The organism is Ruegeria sp. F12, assembly GCF_056533885.1.
This window is the reverse complement of the sequence record NZ_JBQFOV010000011.1, coordinates 118,350-133,523: the sequence shown is the minus strand read 5'-3', so window position 1 is coordinate 133,523 and position 15,174 is coordinate 118,350. Positions and strand designations below refer to the sequence as shown.

Genomic DNA, 15,174 nt, shown 5'->3' with positions numbered 1-15,174 from the left:
CAAAAAGGGCGGACCACTAGGGCCCGCCAGTAAGCTGAAAATGTCACAACCCAATGTGACGGGTTGTGACCCTAACTGGTCAGAAGCCGAGCGGCAACCAATCTTTGTTTTCGGAGAAGAGTCTTTCGAGAGTGTCGGCCAGTCCTGTTGCTTTCTGGTTGGCAAAGCTGTCCGGTTCTTCGCCTGTAATATGCGCAAGCATTTTAGTCATCCCTGCTATTTTGTATGACTTAAAAAAGTCAGCGTCCAGAGCGACGTATTCACGCAACAGTGCGGGCGTGACCTGCATGGGCAGGTGGGTCGAGCGCAGGCAGTTCAGAATGCGCATCGCCAGCACCGTGCGTTGCTCGGCAGGTTTCAGGGCGCGCAGGGCGTCCTCGTCTCTGGCATCCAGTTCTTCCGCCTTTTGCCATGCGGACCCGAAGATCGGCGCGGGGTCGCCCGTGCCCAGATGCTCGGTCGGCTCGGGCCGGTACGAGAAATGGCTTTCGAAGTAGGACGGAACCGCGATGTGCACCAGAAACTCCTCGAACACATCATTGGGCCGCTTCATATAGTCCTGCCGGACGCAATGGGCCTTGATGCGTTTGATCCGCTGCTCCAGTGCGGCCGAGATTTGCGGCGCTTCGGGTTCAGCCGGGGCGTCAGGTTCAACGGCGTCTGTGGGCGCCGGGCGCTCCATATAGCCGCGGTCGATCAGAGCCTCACGCTCCAGCGTCGTATCGGGGATGATGTGCTCGATGACGCGGATCGGATCATCGCCCCAGGTGCGCAACTCATAGGCCACGATCAGAAGCGATGCGAGATTGTCGGGATAGACCGGCTTCGCCTTCTCGCGCAGTTCCTGCCAGCGAGCATAGAGCTGTTTCTGCTGCGCTTGTTCATCAGGATCTTCGATGGCCTCGAATTGTTCCTGATAGTCCTCGGCGCTGCGCCATGTGTAGAAATCATATCCGATTTCGTCCCACTCCGCATCTTCCTCGGCGGTCATCTGAGAGACGCCGGGGTGGGTGCGGTAATTGTCGGGCAGCTTGTCCACATGCACGACCGCGACCGCGTTGGGGAAGCGTTCCTCCACGATGGTCTGGGCCTTGGCGCGGGCCAGCCGGTCCAACACCTCGGGGCTCAGAATGAACTGGTCCTCGGCAAAGAGGTCGCCTTGCAGCTTGCCGCCGGCCTCGCGGTATTCGTCCTGCGTGACCAATGTCGCGGGGAGGCTTTTCGACCATGCCGAACAGCGGCGCTCGAAGTCTCGGCGCAGATCGTCGCCATCGTAGTGGCGGTTGCTTTTGCAGTCGCCCAACGCTTCGGCGAACCCGTCTGGGTCATCGACCCAGTAGGTCAGGCCCGCCGCCTGACTGACCGTGATCTCGGTCGCGTAAAGCGCGTCGATGGCCTCTTGAGGCAGGCCCAGAATGGCGCGGCGCTGGGTGACGTATTTGGTCGACCGACCGACCAGAGCGCCAAGCTGTTGATCGGTGTATTTGGCGTATTCGGGGCGCGCAAACACCTTGATCGTGTCCAGATCGGACATGATCTGGTGCGTCAGCTGCTCGGCGTCACCGGCGTCAATCGCGGCCTCATACTCCATGACCGTGACCGGGATTTTGTTGTTCGCATCCCAGCGGCCCTCTTCGTCCAGCAGGCGAATGGCGCGCAGACGACGACCGCCAGCGGTCACGAACCACTTGTCGTCTTTGCCGTAGGCGATCAGGGGCGTCAGGACGCCAATGGCCTCGATGCTGTCGGCCAGATGAGCGACGGCCAGAGCGTCCACGGTTTCATCGGAGCGCGGGTTTTCGGGGGCGATCTCCAGTTCGTCGATCAGCAGTTGGGTTGCGTTCAGGGGGCGAAATTCAGCGTTCATAGACCTAGATCCTTGATTGCGATGAGATAGCCAACCCAGATCATGATCAGGACCATGATCAGGGCGGCATCAATGATGTTGTGCAGATTGCGTTCGAGCCATTTGCGGCGCTTGGGCGGGTGCTTCCAGTGACCGCTCATTCGCTTTTTAGCCTCGAATTTAAGGGGACTTGGTAAAGCTCGAACGACAAATCCCAGCGAATTTCGATGGAGCCTTTGTCAATCAGCGTTGCGACTTGACCGATTGCCTCGCCCATATCGCCGCTCAAACAGGAGCCCATCATTGGGGCAACTGTTTTCAAGTCCGGTTTCTTCGTGAAGATTGCGAGAACCTTGGTTTCGGATGGGAAGCCGGTACACTGACCGGCTTCTTCGGTGCGCTCCAAGAGCCAAACTTTGTCGGTCATTCTGCGGCCACGGCGCTCTGGTCGGTGATGATGTTTTCCGACAGGGCTTTCATCAGATCTGTGAGGGGGTTGATTGCGGCCTCGATAGGCTTGTGCTCAAGACCAAGGTCTTTCGCGCGCTCCAACAGTTGCGCGACAGACTTCTGGAAGTTCGCGACAACCGCCGCGTTCTGATCCGGCATATCCGAGACATACGCTTTGATCTTGTCCAGCAGGTCCTCAACGCTGTCCGCATAGAGGTGTGACCCCATGGTGGTTTCAAAATCGTTTTCGATAGAGCCGTGGACGAAGGACCCGAACCGGTCTCCACGGGGGTGCACCTGAAGATACGCGATCGGGCGGATATAGCCCAAATCCGAAATGGATTGTTTCACTTGTGTCAGCTCGTCTTGAATTTCAGCGATGGATTTTGCCATGTTCATTCTCCGAAAGTGTTGCCAGGGCACGCACATGCAGGTGGTCCACCCGTCTGCGTCCCTGACCATTTGAGTGTCATTGCAGTCGCGGCAGGTCATTCCGCTGCCAAGGCGACGGGTTTTTCGATCCAGTCGGGTCGGGATGCTTTGTTCATGAGGTCGATCCGCAGGGGCATCAAAACGGCAAGCAGTTCATCCCTGGCGTCTGGGTGTTGAACAAGAGCGGGATCATTGGGCGAGTTCTGATTGAAGGACAGGTGCTGGCCAATAGCCCCAAGCGTTTTGAACGCTTTTGTGGTGCGCGACATTAGGCTGCTACCCCAACCATAGTCTGCGCCACCTGAACTTTCAGCGGCAGGGCTTGGGACGACGCACCGCCAGTCGGGGAAGTCGCCCGGAATTTCGCGCGCCAGTAGATACTCGACATCTGTTTCCCGGGATTTCAAAGCGGCTTTGACCTGTCCGCTCCACACTTCGGCCACAGCGGGGCGTGAAGGGCTGATCTCTTCCACAATCAACCGACGAAAGCCAATTTCGCGTCCGATCTTTTTCAGGGATTTGGCCTTGAAGTCCAAGGACAAGATGGCGTCGCGCGGGGCATTGCCCCAGCGGTCGTAACCGACAAGCATCATGTGGCCGTCAGTTGCCACCATCAGAGCGCCATAGCCGGTTTTTTCGTCGATGCGGGGCGTGACAAAGACGCCGTTCAGATAGTAGCGGGTTTCTTCATTCGAGCGGGCCTCGGCCACGGCCATCAGCAGGTCAGTGCGAAGTGAGAACATTTTCAGCGTTTCCCTTTTTCTTGGGTTTTTAGTCGTTCCGTCAGGGCCTTTACGGCCAGTTCGATGTGTTTGGGGAAGGGCGGGATCATGACGCGCCCTGTCCGCAAGGCGATGATCAGCACCGCCATGCCGCGCATGGTGTTCAAGCGATCTCCCATGCGATCTGTTCCTTGCCGAAGCGGCCGATCTTGCGCGCGCCGCTGTCTTTCAGCAGCCCGTCATTGCCCAGTTCGGTGACGCGGGGGCGCACGGAAATGAACTCAAGATCGAGGCGCTTTGCCACTTCATCCGCTGTGAGCGGGAAGGGGTGGGCGTGATATTCGGCGAGAACGCGGGCCTTGATCGTGCCGGACTTGGGCGCGATCGCAGCAGCTGCGGCGGCGGATGTGTCGCGGTTGCGAAAGCCGGTTCCGTTTTCAAGATAGGGCATCGTCACTCTCCCACTGGTTTTCGTCGGCAACCTCTTGCAGCTTGGCCGCGATCATCTGCGGCTGGGCTTCATAGAGGCCGATGATGGCGTTGCGGCGCTCACCCTCGCGGATGAGGCGCTTGCGTTCTTCGCGTTCAGCGCGGGTCATGCGGCCTCCTTCTGCTCGGCAGGTTGTAGGTTGTTGAGAAAGTCCACGGCGGCGGATGCCTTGCGCGCCGCGTCGAAGATCAGCCGGGGTTCTTCTCCCAGGCGCTTCATCCACGACTTGATGTAGGCGGCATTGTCCTCGCGCGGCCCGATCTGGATGCCGTGCTCGGTGCCCAGCATGACGGAGCCGATCTCGGCCACCAGTTCCTCGAACGCATAGTCATGGTCGCCGAACTGGTTTTTGATTTTGCGGTCGAGCCGGGTATCCGCGCCGGTCCAGTGCGTCAGCTCGTGCAGCAGAACGCCGTAATAGCCCTCGGTGGTATAGAAGGTGTCAGGCTTCGGCATGTTGATGTAGTCGGCGCAGGGGTGGTAGTAGGCGCGGGCTTCTTCATGGCGCACCTTGGCCTTTGTGTTGCGGATCCACTCGTCCACGGCGATGATCCGCTCGATCTCGTTCTCGGGGGCCGGGTCCTTGGCGGGTTCCACCAGTTTGGCCTCGTCCAGATCGTCGATCTGGGACACGTGCCAGACCCAGTGAACACGGGCGAAGCGATAGCGGCCCTCGTCGCCGTTCTCGTCCGTTTTCTCCACGGTCTTGTAAAAGACAATGGGGATGCCCTTTTCGCCTTTGCGCAGTTTGCCGACCCGTTGTTCGGGGTCTTTGTTGAACAGGGCAGAGCGCGCGATGAACCGGGGGTCGGATTTGTCGTTGCACATCAGCCAGAGCCATGTGGTCAGCACATTGGTGCCGCGATAGACATGGCCGGTGATGCCGTTGCAGGCGGGGCGGGGGCGCTGCCATGCTTGGGTCCAAGACAGACCCTTGGTTTTCATCAGGTCGATGATCTGTTCCGCGACCTGTTTCTCAAGGTCGCAGATCGACAGCCCTTTTCGTTGAGCCATTGGGCATTCCTTTTTCAGCTATGCGGCGCTGTTTGGTGCCTCTGGTGGGCGTGCGCTCGCAGGGGGTGATTCCATGTGTTCGCTTGTTTTGCGATCACGTCAATCATGGGGAGAATGAGGTGGGCGTCTGTCCCTCAGCCCTGGGAGCGATTTGTTGCGCGGGGTCCTGCCGCGTTGCACTTAGCGACGTGCAGTCGTCGATGTGTCGTCTGTGCCCGTCAGCTATGCAGGGGGAGCGCATTTGTTCAGGGTCACTTGGGCCAGCCTCTCGGCTCTAGTCTGACTGATAAAATCAGCGAAAATCTAATGGGCACGACGCCCGCGCGGACTTTCACCGCTATGCGTCTAATCGAACTTCATTTCGGTCCTCCGATTTTAGGGGATGGGGGAGGGCCATTTCTGACCCTCCCTTACTCAAGATACTGATAACAAAGCACATTTTACCATTTCGGCTTGAGTAATAATATTTCGCGGTTTTTGGCGAACACGCGAAATTCGTCTAAGTCACTGATTTCATTCAATCAGGTCTTTAACATAATCAGGATTATTGTTCGTTTGCGGCGCTACTCGTGGACGCCGGGTCAATCGCTCAGCAGCTGGTATGAGCCCTTCTCCGGGTGCCACAGGTAACTAGCCCCGTCGAACTTCACGATGATACCAAAAAGCCGGGCGATTGCGCTATCCATTTTCGATGCCTCCTACGCATCAGGTGAAACGGTGAAAGCCCCCTCCGGCGAACCGGAAGGGGCAGCGTTGCGGTTGAGGGTTACAGGCGCGAGCGCGACTTGCTGTGCGCGAACCGGCTATCCAAGTCCTCGGTGGTTGCGGATGTGTCCCGCTTGACCGGCTTGGTCCATTCCTGACCGGTCTGGACGAGATAGGCGGTTTTGACTGCCTTCTCCCAATCCTCGGCGATGGGCCGGGTGACGACCTTGCAGCGGCCGTATTCCTTTTCGGCGAACTCCAGTTCGTGCGTGTCGATCTCACCGCCCGCGTAGGCGTGGCGCTTGTTGGCCGCGTTCTGACGCAGCCAGTGGAACCGCTTGGTTTCGCGCTGGCGCATCATGTCGGCCTGATAGCACAGGTTGCCCATCACGCCGCCCTGATTGTATTGGGCGATGTTCGGATGCGCCAAGAACTCCTTACCCTCGGGCACGTCCGTGGCGTCGAAGGTCAGTTCCGGGTCGTCGTCATGGAAGAATGCCGCGACTGTCGCCAGCGCCTCCATGATGTGCATCGGGGATTTCTCACCCTCGGTGATGGCGGTGAACTCGTCGAGGAACACCTGTTCCAGCGAGCGGCTGGCGAGGCGTTCCTGTTCCGCAGCAGCGTCTTGCTCTGCCTTGAACTTCACCAGCGCTTCGATTTCAGCTTTTGTCATTGCGTCAGCCATTGGGTATTTCCTTTTCAGCTTGTGTTTTGTGATTTTCTTTTTTGAGTGCCCAGCACCCTATTCTCGTTTTTTAGTTATGCGGGGCTTATGCCCCGCCCTTCTAACGCTCGATCTTGAAGCGGAGTTTCGGCATCTTGGCGCGAACCTTCTGGATCGCACCTTGGGCGCCGACCTTGCGGTCATGAGACCACACACGGGCGGCCAACAGCCGGTTGGTCATGCGGGCGGTGCGCAGGTCCTTGCGCAACACCTTCAGCTGGTCGTCCAGCAGCTTGACCTCGATCTCGATCTCTTCGATCAGATCCCCGTTCATCTCCATTGCGTGCAATATCGCACTGTACTCGTTACTCGTCATGGCCTTGTCCTTACTTCAGGGCTTTGTGAATTTGGTGGGCGGCAAGGGCGGCCCAGAACAGGGCCACCAATGTGTAGAGATCGGTCATCAGAACAGCACCTCGTCATCGAGTTGCAGGCTGACCGGCTTGCCAATGAGCCCGCCTGTCTGGGGCAGAATCGGCGCGTTGAAATCGTCGTCGTAGTCGATAAGGCTGTCCGTGATCGGCAGCATGTCGTCCAGATCGCGGTCCGACAGGTGGACGGCTACGGCAGTGAAGGTGTTCACGTGGATGGTCATTTTCAGCTTCCTTTTGGTTTTTTTGCTTGGTCCTCCGACACCGCACAGGGGCGCGGAAGATGCTGACACCCGGCTATCAATTCGTGTCGGGTCAAGGACGCGAAGCGCCAGCTCTGCTGGGCGTCGTCGGGGCAATCTTTTTCTTGCGAGGAAGGGTCGATTGCAGCCTGGTCTCAGGAAACAGGACCGACCTAACCACGCTCGATGAGCGTCGGAAAAAGATTGGTTCGGCGGCGATCCTTGAGGCGGCGCGAATTGGCAGGCTTAATGCAATTATCCTTCCGCCCTCATGTGTGTGTGGTGGGGGGTACATGGCCGACGGAGTGGGACTGGCTTCTTGGTCTGGTCAGGCTGTAGTGGACGAGCTTTTGCTTGCAAAAGTCGGAAGCGGAGGCCGGACCAGCACCTAGAAAAGCCATGTCCCCGACGAGGCCATTTGTGACACCGACGGTTGATCAGTGTGTCCCAAGTCGACGGGTCTGGATGGGGCGGGCCTCAATGGCCCGGTTCAGCCATCTTCTAAGCAAGCAGCTTGTGCAGACGTGGGTGATGGAGAACTGACCCGCGATAGGGATACTCACCGAATGGCCGAGACAACTTGTTGGCTCGGGGCTTTAGCCTGAGTAGCCCGGCCCGCCACGCGGGCATCGCCCAACTTTCTTTGCAATCAATTCAATGCCTTGCGGCAGTGTTGCAATATTGCCTAATTGACAGGTTCGGCGACGAAGCGCGGAAAGATGGGGACTTAGGGGCAAGCTCATCATCATCGAGCATGTGCCCAGCGGGCCCTCAAGCTACGCGGAAACCTTCATCCATAGGACAGGAACGACGACGTGGACCACGACGACGATCCAGTCCGAGTAAGGCTTGCCATGATCGCAAAACAAGCGCAGCGCTTGAAGCATGGACAATACACCAGCCACACTCACCGACCTCGATAAAGCGCTCGAAGAAGCCAGCATCGACCTCGACGCAATCGGAGGCGCAACGCTTCCAGATGGCACAGAGCTAACCGCGCAACAGAACGTCGCGGCTACACTGAGCGCACTCACAGAGCTCAATAACGCTCAGATCGCAAAACTCGCGCAATACAGCGACAAAGCAGCCGTCTGGCGGTTCCTCAATAGCGATACTGGGCAACGAGCGGTTCGAGCAAGGCTTACATCCTACACCGTTCGAGCGGGCAAGATTGGCTTGATGCAGACGATCAAGCTGGCGCAATCAGCCAAGAGCGAGAACGTGCGGCAGCTGGCAGCAGCCAAGCTATTGGACATAGCGCGCATTGAGGCAGAGGTGGAGGCAAGCCCGAGTAGTCCAGCCACAGGTGGCGGGCGTGAGGTGAGCATCAACATCAGCCTGAGTGGATCAGCAGAGCCAAAAGACGTGACCATCGAGCATGAGTGAGACCTTTTCCAGCAGGTTTTTTTCGCGTGGCAATGGCCGGAGGGGGGCAGGGGAAAAACTGCGCGGGCCATACGGAGGCGACCCGACCACCCCTGACAAAATGCAGGACCCCCAGAAGTTCGAGTGGCAAAAAGGACACACCGCATGAACCACAAGTGCTTTGAATGCGGATGTGCGGCGGCGTTTGGGTTTCGGTTCCCAGGCGCGGCCAAGGACATACCTGAGAAGTATCGCGGGACGCTCTGGGCCTGTGGCGACCATCGTTCCCAAGCAAGAGCCCGCAGAGACACGGCGTTTGAAAAGGCGAGATCCGAGGGGCTGATCAAGGCGCAACAGATCACGATGGATGGGTGGCTGCGCGATGCCGGATAGTCAGTTGAAGATGAGTTCAAGGTGGGAGTGGCCGGAGGACGTGAGGTTGCTAGGGAAGGTGTCGCCGCTGGCGGATTTGGAAGCGGAAATGGCGTCGTACCGGGTGCGGGCGATGGTGGAGCGGTGGATGACCCAGAACCCCGGCAAGGTGCCGCGCCTGTGCTGGGCGGCGTCGAACGATCACGGGACGTTCACGGTGACGGTGGAGGCTGAGGCGTGACCTTCTTCAAGAAAGCCTCATCCCCTTCGCAGCCCATCCAGCCCGCGTATACACCGCCCAAGACACCGGCCCATCGGGGCGACCGGGCACTGGCGGCCCGGATCGAGGCTGACGACATGATCCCCGATCATCGCAAGCCTGCGCAGACGTTGGAGGGCAAGGGCAAGGTCGGGCTGACCAATGCCCGCGTCCTGGAACGGGAGCCGCGCGGGTGCTTGTTCAAGGTGGCCGGCGGGTTCTTCGACCTCGATGGGTATTGGGTGCGGGTGCTGTCGGATCGTCGCTATGAGGTGCGGCGCGGGGCCCCGCGCAAGATCAACAAGCTGATGACGGCAGAGCAAAAGCGGGAATTGGAGCGGGTGCGCTTGCAGGCGCGGCGGAAGGGTGTACGTTGACGCCGTTTCAACCCAACGGAGAACCCCCATGTGGCACCTCGTCCTTATCCTCACCGCACCTTACACCGCCGATTTCAAAGAAGCGCAGGGCGAATATGTCCAGCCCTTCTATCATGGGGTCTATGTCGAGCAGGCCGAGTGCCGCGCAGCTGGCCGGGAACTTGCTGAGGTCCAGAACCTCTCGAACGGCCCCGAATTTCAATACGCCTATACCTGCGTGAAAATACCGAAGGAGTAGAGAATGGGCCTGAATTTCAGCTACGAACCGGACGGTCAGACACTTGCTGACTTCATGGCAGACAACCATTTCGTGCGCGCCCTGATGGGCCATATCGGATCTGGAAAGTCTGTGGCTTGCGTGGTTGAGATGTTCAGGCTGGCCTTGGCGCAACAGCCGGGCCCGGATGGCAAGCGCAAGGTGCGATCGGGCGTCATCCGCAACACCTCTCCCCAGCTGGAAACCACCACCATGAAAACATGGCTGGAATGGTTGCCGGAAGAAGATTTCGGGCCGGTGCGCTGGCGTGCGCCGTTTCGCCAGACCATCACCATTCCCGAGATCAATCTGGAATGGGAGGTTTGGTTTCTGGCTCTGGACCGGGCCGAGGATGTGAAGAAGCTGCTGTCCTTCGAGTTCACCAATATCTGGCTGAACGAGGCGCGGGAATTGCCCCGCGAGGTTGTCACCGCTGCCATTTCCCGCGTGGGCCGCTTTCCCCGGCAGGTCGATGGCGGACCGACCCGCGCCTGCGTGATCATGGACACCAACGCGCCCGACGAGGAGCACTGGTGGTCGATCATGGGCGGATATGTGGAGCCGCCCGACTGGCTGTCGGACGAGGACCGGCTGATGCTGGTCAAGCCCGATAACTGGAAGTTCTTCGCCCAGCCGCCCGCCGTGCTGGACCGATTCAACACCGATGGCACGCTGGCCGGATATGATCTGAACCCGGACCGCGAAAACGCCAAGTTCACCACCGACGACTATTACGGCAACATCATGCACGGCCAGACCCGCGACTGGATCAAGAACATGTTGCAGAACGAGATTGGCCGTATCTTCTCGGGCCGCCCGGTCTATCAGGGCTTCAACGAGAAAATGCACGTGGTCAAAGGCGGGCTTGCGCCTGATCCGTCGGAACCGATCTTTGTTGGCGTGGATTTTGGTCTGACCCCGGCTGCGGCCTTCGGGCAGGACATTCGCGGCCAGGTGCGGGTGATCGACGAGCTGGTGACGCGCGACACCCATACCGAGCAATTCGCGGAAATGCTGTCACATCACATCGGCCAGCATTACCCCGGATACCGGATTGTCATGGTGGGCGACCCGCGCGGCGATGACCGCCAGCCCAACCAGACTGACGCGGCGATGACGGCGTTTCGGATCTTCAAAAAACATGGGCTGGATATCACGCCCGCATGGTCGAACGACCCGCTGATCCGCATCGGCGCGGTGCAAACGCAGCTGAACACGATGGTCGATGGCAAGCCCGGCTATGTGATCTCCGACACCTGCACCTATTTGCTGAACGCCAAGAAGGGCGGCTATTGCTACCTCAAGGACGGCGACACCATCGACAAAAAGTCGATCTATTCGCACATCTCGGACGGCGAGCAGTATATGCTTCTCAAGATGGGATATGGGAAAAAGTTGGTCACATCCGGCAATGGCGGCCACAAATCGGTGCAGGCAAACCACAGGCAAAGCCTGTTTGCGCGAGGCGGGGTGCAGAACCGCAAACAGCGGCGCATGTCGCAAATCCTGTCACGGGGCCGTCACGGTTGACGCAGGCCAAGCAATGCGGCCTGCGCTCGCCTTCGGCTGACCGCTGTTGACCTGACACAATATGAAGCGCAGCGTTCCTGAAATCGAACCAGATTTTGGGGTTTGTCATGTGTCCGCCAGTTATTCCTTTCCTCACAGCCGCCGCCACTGTTGCCGGTGCGGGCGCAAGTATTCACGGCGCTATTGAGCGAAAAAAGGAAGCCAAGCGACGTGAGCGCGAGCGCGAGAAGGAGGCCAAGCGTCTGAAGGACGAGGCCAACCGCTCGAAATCTGCGGCCGATGACGAGCACCGTCAGGACCGCCGCGACAGATACTCCCGGTCCACGTCACGATCCGCCAGCCGATCTGGCAGTGGCGGCTTTGCCTTCGAGCCCCGCTCCTTCTTCGCGGCGGGGTAAGCATGGACGTCAAGAGCATCATCCAGCGGTTTGAGGCCGCCAAGCAGGACCGCTTGCGGTACGAAGATATCTTCGACGACGCGATCCGGCTGACCATGCCCGCGCGGTCCCGGTTCAACACGACCGATATCCGCGACAGCGCCGATGACATTTTCGACGAGACCGGCGCAAACGCCGTGACCGAGTTCGTTAGCCGGATGCAGGCGGGGCTGATCCCGCCCTTCACGCAGTTTCTCAAGCTGGAGGCGTCCTCTCAGGTGGAGGCGTCCGACCGGGATGCGATCAACCGCGACCTGGAGGAAATCTGCGAATACGCATTCGAGGAAATCTGGGCGTCTAACTTTGCGCAGGAAAGCGCGGAAAGCCTGTTGGACCTGAGCATTTCCACCGGCCTGCTGAATGTCGAGGATCACCGGAGCCACGGGCTGATGAATCGGGCGATCCCGATCACCGAGTTCTATGTCGAGCGCGGCGTCAATGACCTGATTGGCGGCACGTTCCGCTGCCGCAAGGTCAAGGCCAGCTTGCTTGAGGCGACCTATCCCCATGCGCGTTTCGAGAATGCGATGAAATCCGCAGCTGACGTGCGCGACCAGCAGGACAAAGAGTTGGAGGTGATCGAATACACCTACCGCGACTGGTCGCAGGCAGATGAGGTGAACCGGCATTTCGTCGTGGTCAAGGATCACAACGAGATCATTGTCGAGCGCACCATGACCGGGGCGGGGTCATCCCCTTTCATTCCTTTCCGCTGGACGACCGCAGCCGGTGAGGCATGGGGGCGCGGGCCGCTGCTGAACGCTCTGGCGGCAATCCGCACCACGAACCTGATGGTTGAACTGGTGCTGGAAAACGCGGCCATGTCCATCGTGGGGATCTACCAGACCGACAACGATGGGGTTGTGAACGCCGACAATGTAAACCTGCTGCCCGGTACGATCCTGACCAAAGAGGTCGGCACCCGCGGGCTGGAACAGATCAACGGCGCGGCGGGCAATTTCAACATGCGTGACGTGGTGCTGAACGACCAGCGGCTCAACATCAAGAAGGCGCTGTTCAACGACATGCTCAGCGACCCGAACAAGACCCCGGCCACCGCAACGGAAGTGGTCGAGCGCATGGCCGATCTGGCGCATCGCACGTCGGCAGGCTTCGCGCGGGTGCATTTTGAGTTTCTGGTGCCCTATATGCGCCGGGTTCTCTACATCCTGCAAAAGCGCGGCGACATTCAGCTGCCCGTCCACAATGGGCGCGCGATCAAGTTCCGGGCCGTGTCACCGCTGGCGCAGGCGCAATATGGGCGCGAGTTGCAGGCCCTGAGCCAAGACTTCCAGATGCGCTCGTTGATGCACGGCCAGTTTGTTGCCGGTCAGTCCTATGACTTCGAGGCGGTTCATCCCTGGCTGCAAAAGCGGTTCGGCACGGATGAACGGCTCTACAAGGACGCCAAGACCATTCAGGACCTTATCGGCAAATCCGCTGAAATGCTGGCACAGGCGCAGGCGCAGGGGACAGTCCAGTGATCACCCGCAAGCAAATGGAAGAAATGCGCCAGCGCGCCAACAAGCCGAGTTTCGACGGCGTGATGCGCAGCCCTGACGCCGAAGAACAGATCAACCAGACCGTTCGCGCCGCCCTATCCGGCCCGAATGGACAGGCTTTGATGGACTATCTGCGGTCCATCACCGTGAATTTCGTGGTGCCCCCGAGTTCCACGGATGCTGAGTTGCGCCATCACGAGGGCAAGAGACACTTGTTCCAGATCCTCGACGCGCGGCTGAAATCCCAACCCAAAAAGTGAGACCCCCCATGCCCCAAATCGAGAGCATTGCCGCCGTCGCCCACGCCGCAAACAAAGAGTATTGCGAGCAAAATGGCGATCGGTCCCAGCCCACGTGGGAATTTGCCCCGCGCTGGCAGCGTGAAAGCGCAATCGCAGGCGTTCAGGCCGTGATGGACAATCCCGACCAGACGCCGGAGCAGAGCCACGAAAGCTGGCTTGCCCACAAGGAAAAGGATGGCTGGACCTTCGGAGAGATCAAAGACCCCGTTGGCAAAACCCATCCCTGCATGGTGCCCTATGACGAACTGCCTGAAGAACAGCGCGCCAAGGACGCCATTTTTACCGCCGTTGTTAAGGCCCTGATCTAAGAGACCCCCATGAAACATGCTTTACTTTTCTCGACGCTTCTATCCCGCCCTCATCCGTTTATGGACGCTGCCGCTGAAGGCGGAACCGGTGGCGGAGCCCCAGCCCCCGGCGGCTCGTTCTTCCAAGCGGGCAGCGGCGGCGACGCCGGACAAGGCGGCAGCCCAAACACGCCTCCGCAGGGATCGGGCGATCAAGGCGCAGGTGCACCGCCGGAAGGCGCACCGGACTGGCTGATCGGCAAGTTCGCCACCAACAACGACGCGGGCGAGTTCGATCTGACCGCCTCGATGGAGAAACAGGCGCAGGGTTATTCCGACCTGTTCCGGTCCTTTTCCAAAAAGACCGACACGCTCAAGGCCGAGTTGAAGGACGAAGTTGCCACCGAATACGCGGCCAATTACGCGACCGAGCGGGGTGTGCCGGAAGATTTGGCGGGCTATGAATATCCCGACTCCGTGCAGGCCCCCGCCGAAGATGTGGACAACGCTCTGCGGCAATGGGCCAAGGACAACAACGTGGGCGCCGAGCAGTTCCAGCAGCTGGTCAATGACGTCTGGTTGAAATCCTTCCCCAATCCTGCCGATGAAGCTGCCAAGCTGGGCAAGACCCAGGAAGCGGTTCAGGAGCGCGTGGACAAGATCAACAACTGGATCGGCGCAAACATCCATGAGGACCATCAGGGCACCATTTCGCGGATCATGCAGACCGCCGATGGCGTCATGTTCATGGAATCCATGGCCGACATGCTGAACCCCTCGGGCTTTGCGCCGGAATTGGGCAGCAATACCAGCAAGGTCGAGCTGACCCGCGACAATATCCGCAACTTGCAGGCGGACCCGAAATTCGGAACCGACGATCAGTACACCGCCTATGTGCGTGGCCTGTGGTCGAAATTCGCCGCCCTGCCAGCTGAAAAACAGCGATGATCATCTGGCCCTCCACACGGGCCGATGTGCAAAGGCTCTGCCGTGAAATGCGGCAGAGCGACCGCCTTGAGGTCCAGTATAACGCCGAAGTCACCGGACGCCTGACGCCTGACTGGTCGATTGAGGGCGATCTGATGGCGGCGTTCGATGCGTCGCAATTCTGGTCGATCTGGCGCAAAGAGGCTCTGGTGGGTTGCGGTGGTGTTGCGCCCTTGCCACAGGATGTCTCCATCGGCGTGATCTGGTTTCTCGGAACCCATCAGGCCGACATTCACCAACTGCCCCTGACCTTGACCATTCGGCGCTTTATCCGCGCCGAGCGCCGCAACTGGTCGCGGATCGGCAACGTCATCCCACAACATATGGTGCGCCGTCGCGCATGGTTGGAAAAATTAGGGTTTGACTTTGGCGCGGACGAAGCGAACAAAAATACACAAGGTCTTGTGACTTTTTGGTCACATGCCCAAGACGGCCCCGAAGAACAGCCTGCGGCCCCGTAAGGAATACCCGCTTTCCGGCTGGCTCAGAGGAACACCCGGC

Annotated in this window: 24 protein-coding genes; 12 read left to right on the top strand and 12 right to left on the bottom strand. The window is 59.3% G+C overall.

Going from position 1 to position 15,174, the window contains the following annotated elements; all coding sequences use genetic code 11:
- Positions 1–79 precede the first annotated feature (79 nt).
- The 12 genes from ACR0CA_RS15235 to ACR0CA_RS15180 all read right to left on the bottom strand — a co-directional run bounded on the left by ACR0CA_RS15235 (position 80) and on the right by ACR0CA_RS15180 (position 6,981).
- Positions 80–1,867: a ParB/RepB/Spo0J family partition protein gene (locus tag ACR0CA_RS15235; protein WP_480900026.1), complete on the bottom strand. Its 1,788-nt coding sequence runs from the start codon at positions 1,865–1,867 to the stop codon at positions 80–82.
- Positions 1,864–2,007 carry a hypothetical protein gene (locus ACR0CA_RS15230; RefSeq protein WP_480900025.1) on the bottom strand — a complete coding sequence of 48 codons (144 nt, stop codon included), beginning with the start codon at positions 2,005–2,007 and terminating at the stop codon, positions 1,864–1,866. Before ACR0CA_RS15230 ends, ACR0CA_RS15235 begins: the two co-directional genes overlap by 4 nt.
- Positions 2,004–2,273 (bottom strand): hypothetical protein, encoded by a 270-nt coding sequence (locus ACR0CA_RS15225; RefSeq protein WP_480900024.1) that lies wholly within the window; start codon positions 2,271–2,273, stop codon positions 2,004–2,006. The genes ACR0CA_RS15230 and ACR0CA_RS15225 overlap by 4 nt, the downstream gene beginning before the upstream one ends.
- The gene (locus ACR0CA_RS15220) at positions 2,270–2,689 is read right to left on the bottom strand and encodes a hypothetical protein (RefSeq protein ID WP_480900022.1); all 420 of its coding nucleotides are present in this window, start codon (positions 2,687–2,689) and stop codon (positions 2,270–2,272) included. The genes ACR0CA_RS15225 and ACR0CA_RS15220 overlap by 4 nt, the downstream gene beginning before the upstream one ends.
- A gap of 95 nt (positions 2,690–2,784) precedes the next feature.
- Positions 2,785–3,471 carry a hypothetical protein gene (locus ACR0CA_RS15215; RefSeq protein WP_480900020.1) on the bottom strand — a complete coding sequence of 229 codons (687 nt, stop codon included), beginning with the start codon at positions 3,469–3,471 and terminating at the stop codon, positions 2,785–2,787.
- Between the two features lie 2 nt (positions 3,472–3,473).
- Positions 3,474–3,629: a hypothetical protein gene (locus ACR0CA_RS15210; protein ID WP_480900018.1), complete on the bottom strand. Its 156-nt coding sequence runs from the start codon at positions 3,627–3,629 to the stop codon at positions 3,474–3,476.
- Positions 3,614–3,901 (bottom strand): hypothetical protein, encoded by a 288-nt coding sequence (locus ACR0CA_RS15205; RefSeq protein ID WP_480900016.1) that lies wholly within the window; start codon positions 3,899–3,901, stop codon positions 3,614–3,616. Before ACR0CA_RS15205 ends, ACR0CA_RS15210 begins: the two co-directional genes overlap by 16 nt.
- Positions 3,888–4,049 (bottom strand): hypothetical protein, encoded by a 162-nt coding sequence (locus tag ACR0CA_RS15200; protein WP_480900014.1) that lies wholly within the window; start codon positions 4,047–4,049, stop codon positions 3,888–3,890. The genes ACR0CA_RS15205 and ACR0CA_RS15200 overlap by 14 nt, the downstream gene beginning before the upstream one ends.
- Positions 4,046–4,954 (bottom strand): ArdC family protein, encoded by a 909-nt coding sequence (locus ACR0CA_RS15195; protein WP_480900013.1) that lies wholly within the window; start codon positions 4,952–4,954, stop codon positions 4,046–4,048. The genes ACR0CA_RS15200 and ACR0CA_RS15195 overlap by 4 nt, the downstream gene beginning before the upstream one ends.
- Before the next feature lie 766 nt (positions 4,955–5,720).
- Positions 5,721–6,347, bottom strand: a complete 627-nt coding sequence (locus ACR0CA_RS15190) for a hypothetical protein (RefSeq protein WP_480900012.1) — start codon at positions 6,345–6,347, stop codon at positions 5,721–5,723.
- A 100-nt stretch (positions 6,348–6,447) separates the two neighbouring features.
- Positions 6,448–6,702: a hypothetical protein gene (locus ACR0CA_RS15185; RefSeq protein ID WP_480900010.1), complete on the bottom strand. Its 255-nt coding sequence runs from the start codon at positions 6,700–6,702 to the stop codon at positions 6,448–6,450.
- 87 nt (positions 6,703–6,789) lie between these two features.
- Entirely contained in the window at positions 6,790–6,981 is a 192-nt protein-coding gene (locus tag ACR0CA_RS15180) for a hypothetical protein (protein ID WP_480900008.1), read from the bottom strand.
- Positions 6,982–7,884: 903 nt separating this feature from the next.
- On the opposite strand from ACR0CA_RS15180, the gene ACR0CA_RS15175 reads away from it, so the two are divergent.
- The 12 genes from ACR0CA_RS15175 (at position 7,885) to ACR0CA_RS15120 (ending at position 15,134) form a co-directional block, all read left to right on the top strand.
- The gene (locus tag ACR0CA_RS15175) at positions 7,885–8,385 is read left to right on the top strand and encodes a hypothetical protein (protein WP_480900006.1); all 501 of its coding nucleotides are present in this window, start codon (positions 7,885–7,887) and stop codon (positions 8,383–8,385) included.
- Positions 8,386–8,529: 144 nt separating this feature from the next.
- On the top strand, positions 8,530–8,757 hold the full coding sequence (locus ACR0CA_RS15170; protein WP_480900004.1) for a hypothetical protein: 228 nt from the start codon (positions 8,530–8,532) through the stop codon (positions 8,755–8,757).
- Entirely contained in the window at positions 8,747–8,977 is a 231-nt protein-coding gene (locus tag ACR0CA_RS15165) for a hypothetical protein (protein ID WP_480900002.1), read from the top strand. Before ACR0CA_RS15170 ends, ACR0CA_RS15165 begins: the two co-directional genes overlap by 11 nt.
- Positions 8,974–9,372, top strand: coding sequence for a hypothetical protein (locus ACR0CA_RS15160; protein WP_480900001.1), 399 nt, complete (start codon positions 8,974–8,976; stop codon positions 9,370–9,372). The genes ACR0CA_RS15165 and ACR0CA_RS15160 overlap by 4 nt, the downstream gene beginning before the upstream one ends.
- Positions 9,373–9,400: 28 nt before the next feature.
- The gene (locus ACR0CA_RS15155) at positions 9,401–9,610 is read left to right on the top strand and encodes a hypothetical protein (protein ID WP_480899999.1); all 210 of its coding nucleotides are present in this window, start codon (positions 9,401–9,403) and stop codon (positions 9,608–9,610) included.
- 3 nt (positions 9,611–9,613) lie between these two features.
- Positions 9,614–11,158, top strand: coding sequence for a hypothetical protein (locus ACR0CA_RS15150; RefSeq protein WP_480899997.1), 1,545 nt, complete (start codon positions 9,614–9,616; stop codon positions 11,156–11,158).
- 107 nt (positions 11,159–11,265) lie between these two features.
- On the top strand, positions 11,266–11,556 hold the full coding sequence (locus ACR0CA_RS15145) for a hypothetical protein (RefSeq protein WP_480899995.1): 291 nt from the start codon (positions 11,266–11,268) through the stop codon (positions 11,554–11,556).
- Between the two features lie 2 nt (positions 11,557–11,558).
- The gene (locus ACR0CA_RS15140; RefSeq protein WP_480899993.1) at positions 11,559–13,079 is read left to right on the top strand and encodes a portal protein; all 1,521 of its coding nucleotides are present in this window, start codon (positions 11,559–11,561) and stop codon (positions 13,077–13,079) included.
- Entirely contained in the window at positions 13,076–13,357 is a 282-nt protein-coding gene (locus ACR0CA_RS15135; protein WP_480899992.1) for a Bbp19 family protein, read from the top strand. Before ACR0CA_RS15140 ends, ACR0CA_RS15135 begins: the two co-directional genes overlap by 4 nt.
- An 8-nt stretch (positions 13,358–13,365) precedes the next feature.
- On the top strand, positions 13,366–13,707 hold the full coding sequence (locus tag ACR0CA_RS15130) for a RyR domain-containing protein (RefSeq protein ID WP_480899990.1): 342 nt from the start codon (positions 13,366–13,368) through the stop codon (positions 13,705–13,707).
- Positions 13,708–13,716: 9 nt separating this feature from the next.
- The gene (locus ACR0CA_RS15125) at positions 13,717–14,634 is read left to right on the top strand and encodes a hypothetical protein (protein ID WP_480899988.1); all 918 of its coding nucleotides are present in this window, start codon (positions 13,717–13,719) and stop codon (positions 14,632–14,634) included.
- A complete protein-coding gene (locus tag ACR0CA_RS15120) occupies positions 14,631–15,134 on the top strand; it encodes a hypothetical protein (protein ID WP_480899986.1) in 504 nt (167 codons plus the stop codon). The genes ACR0CA_RS15125 and ACR0CA_RS15120 overlap by 4 nt, the downstream gene beginning before the upstream one ends.
- Positions 15,135–15,174: the final 40 nt, after the last annotated feature.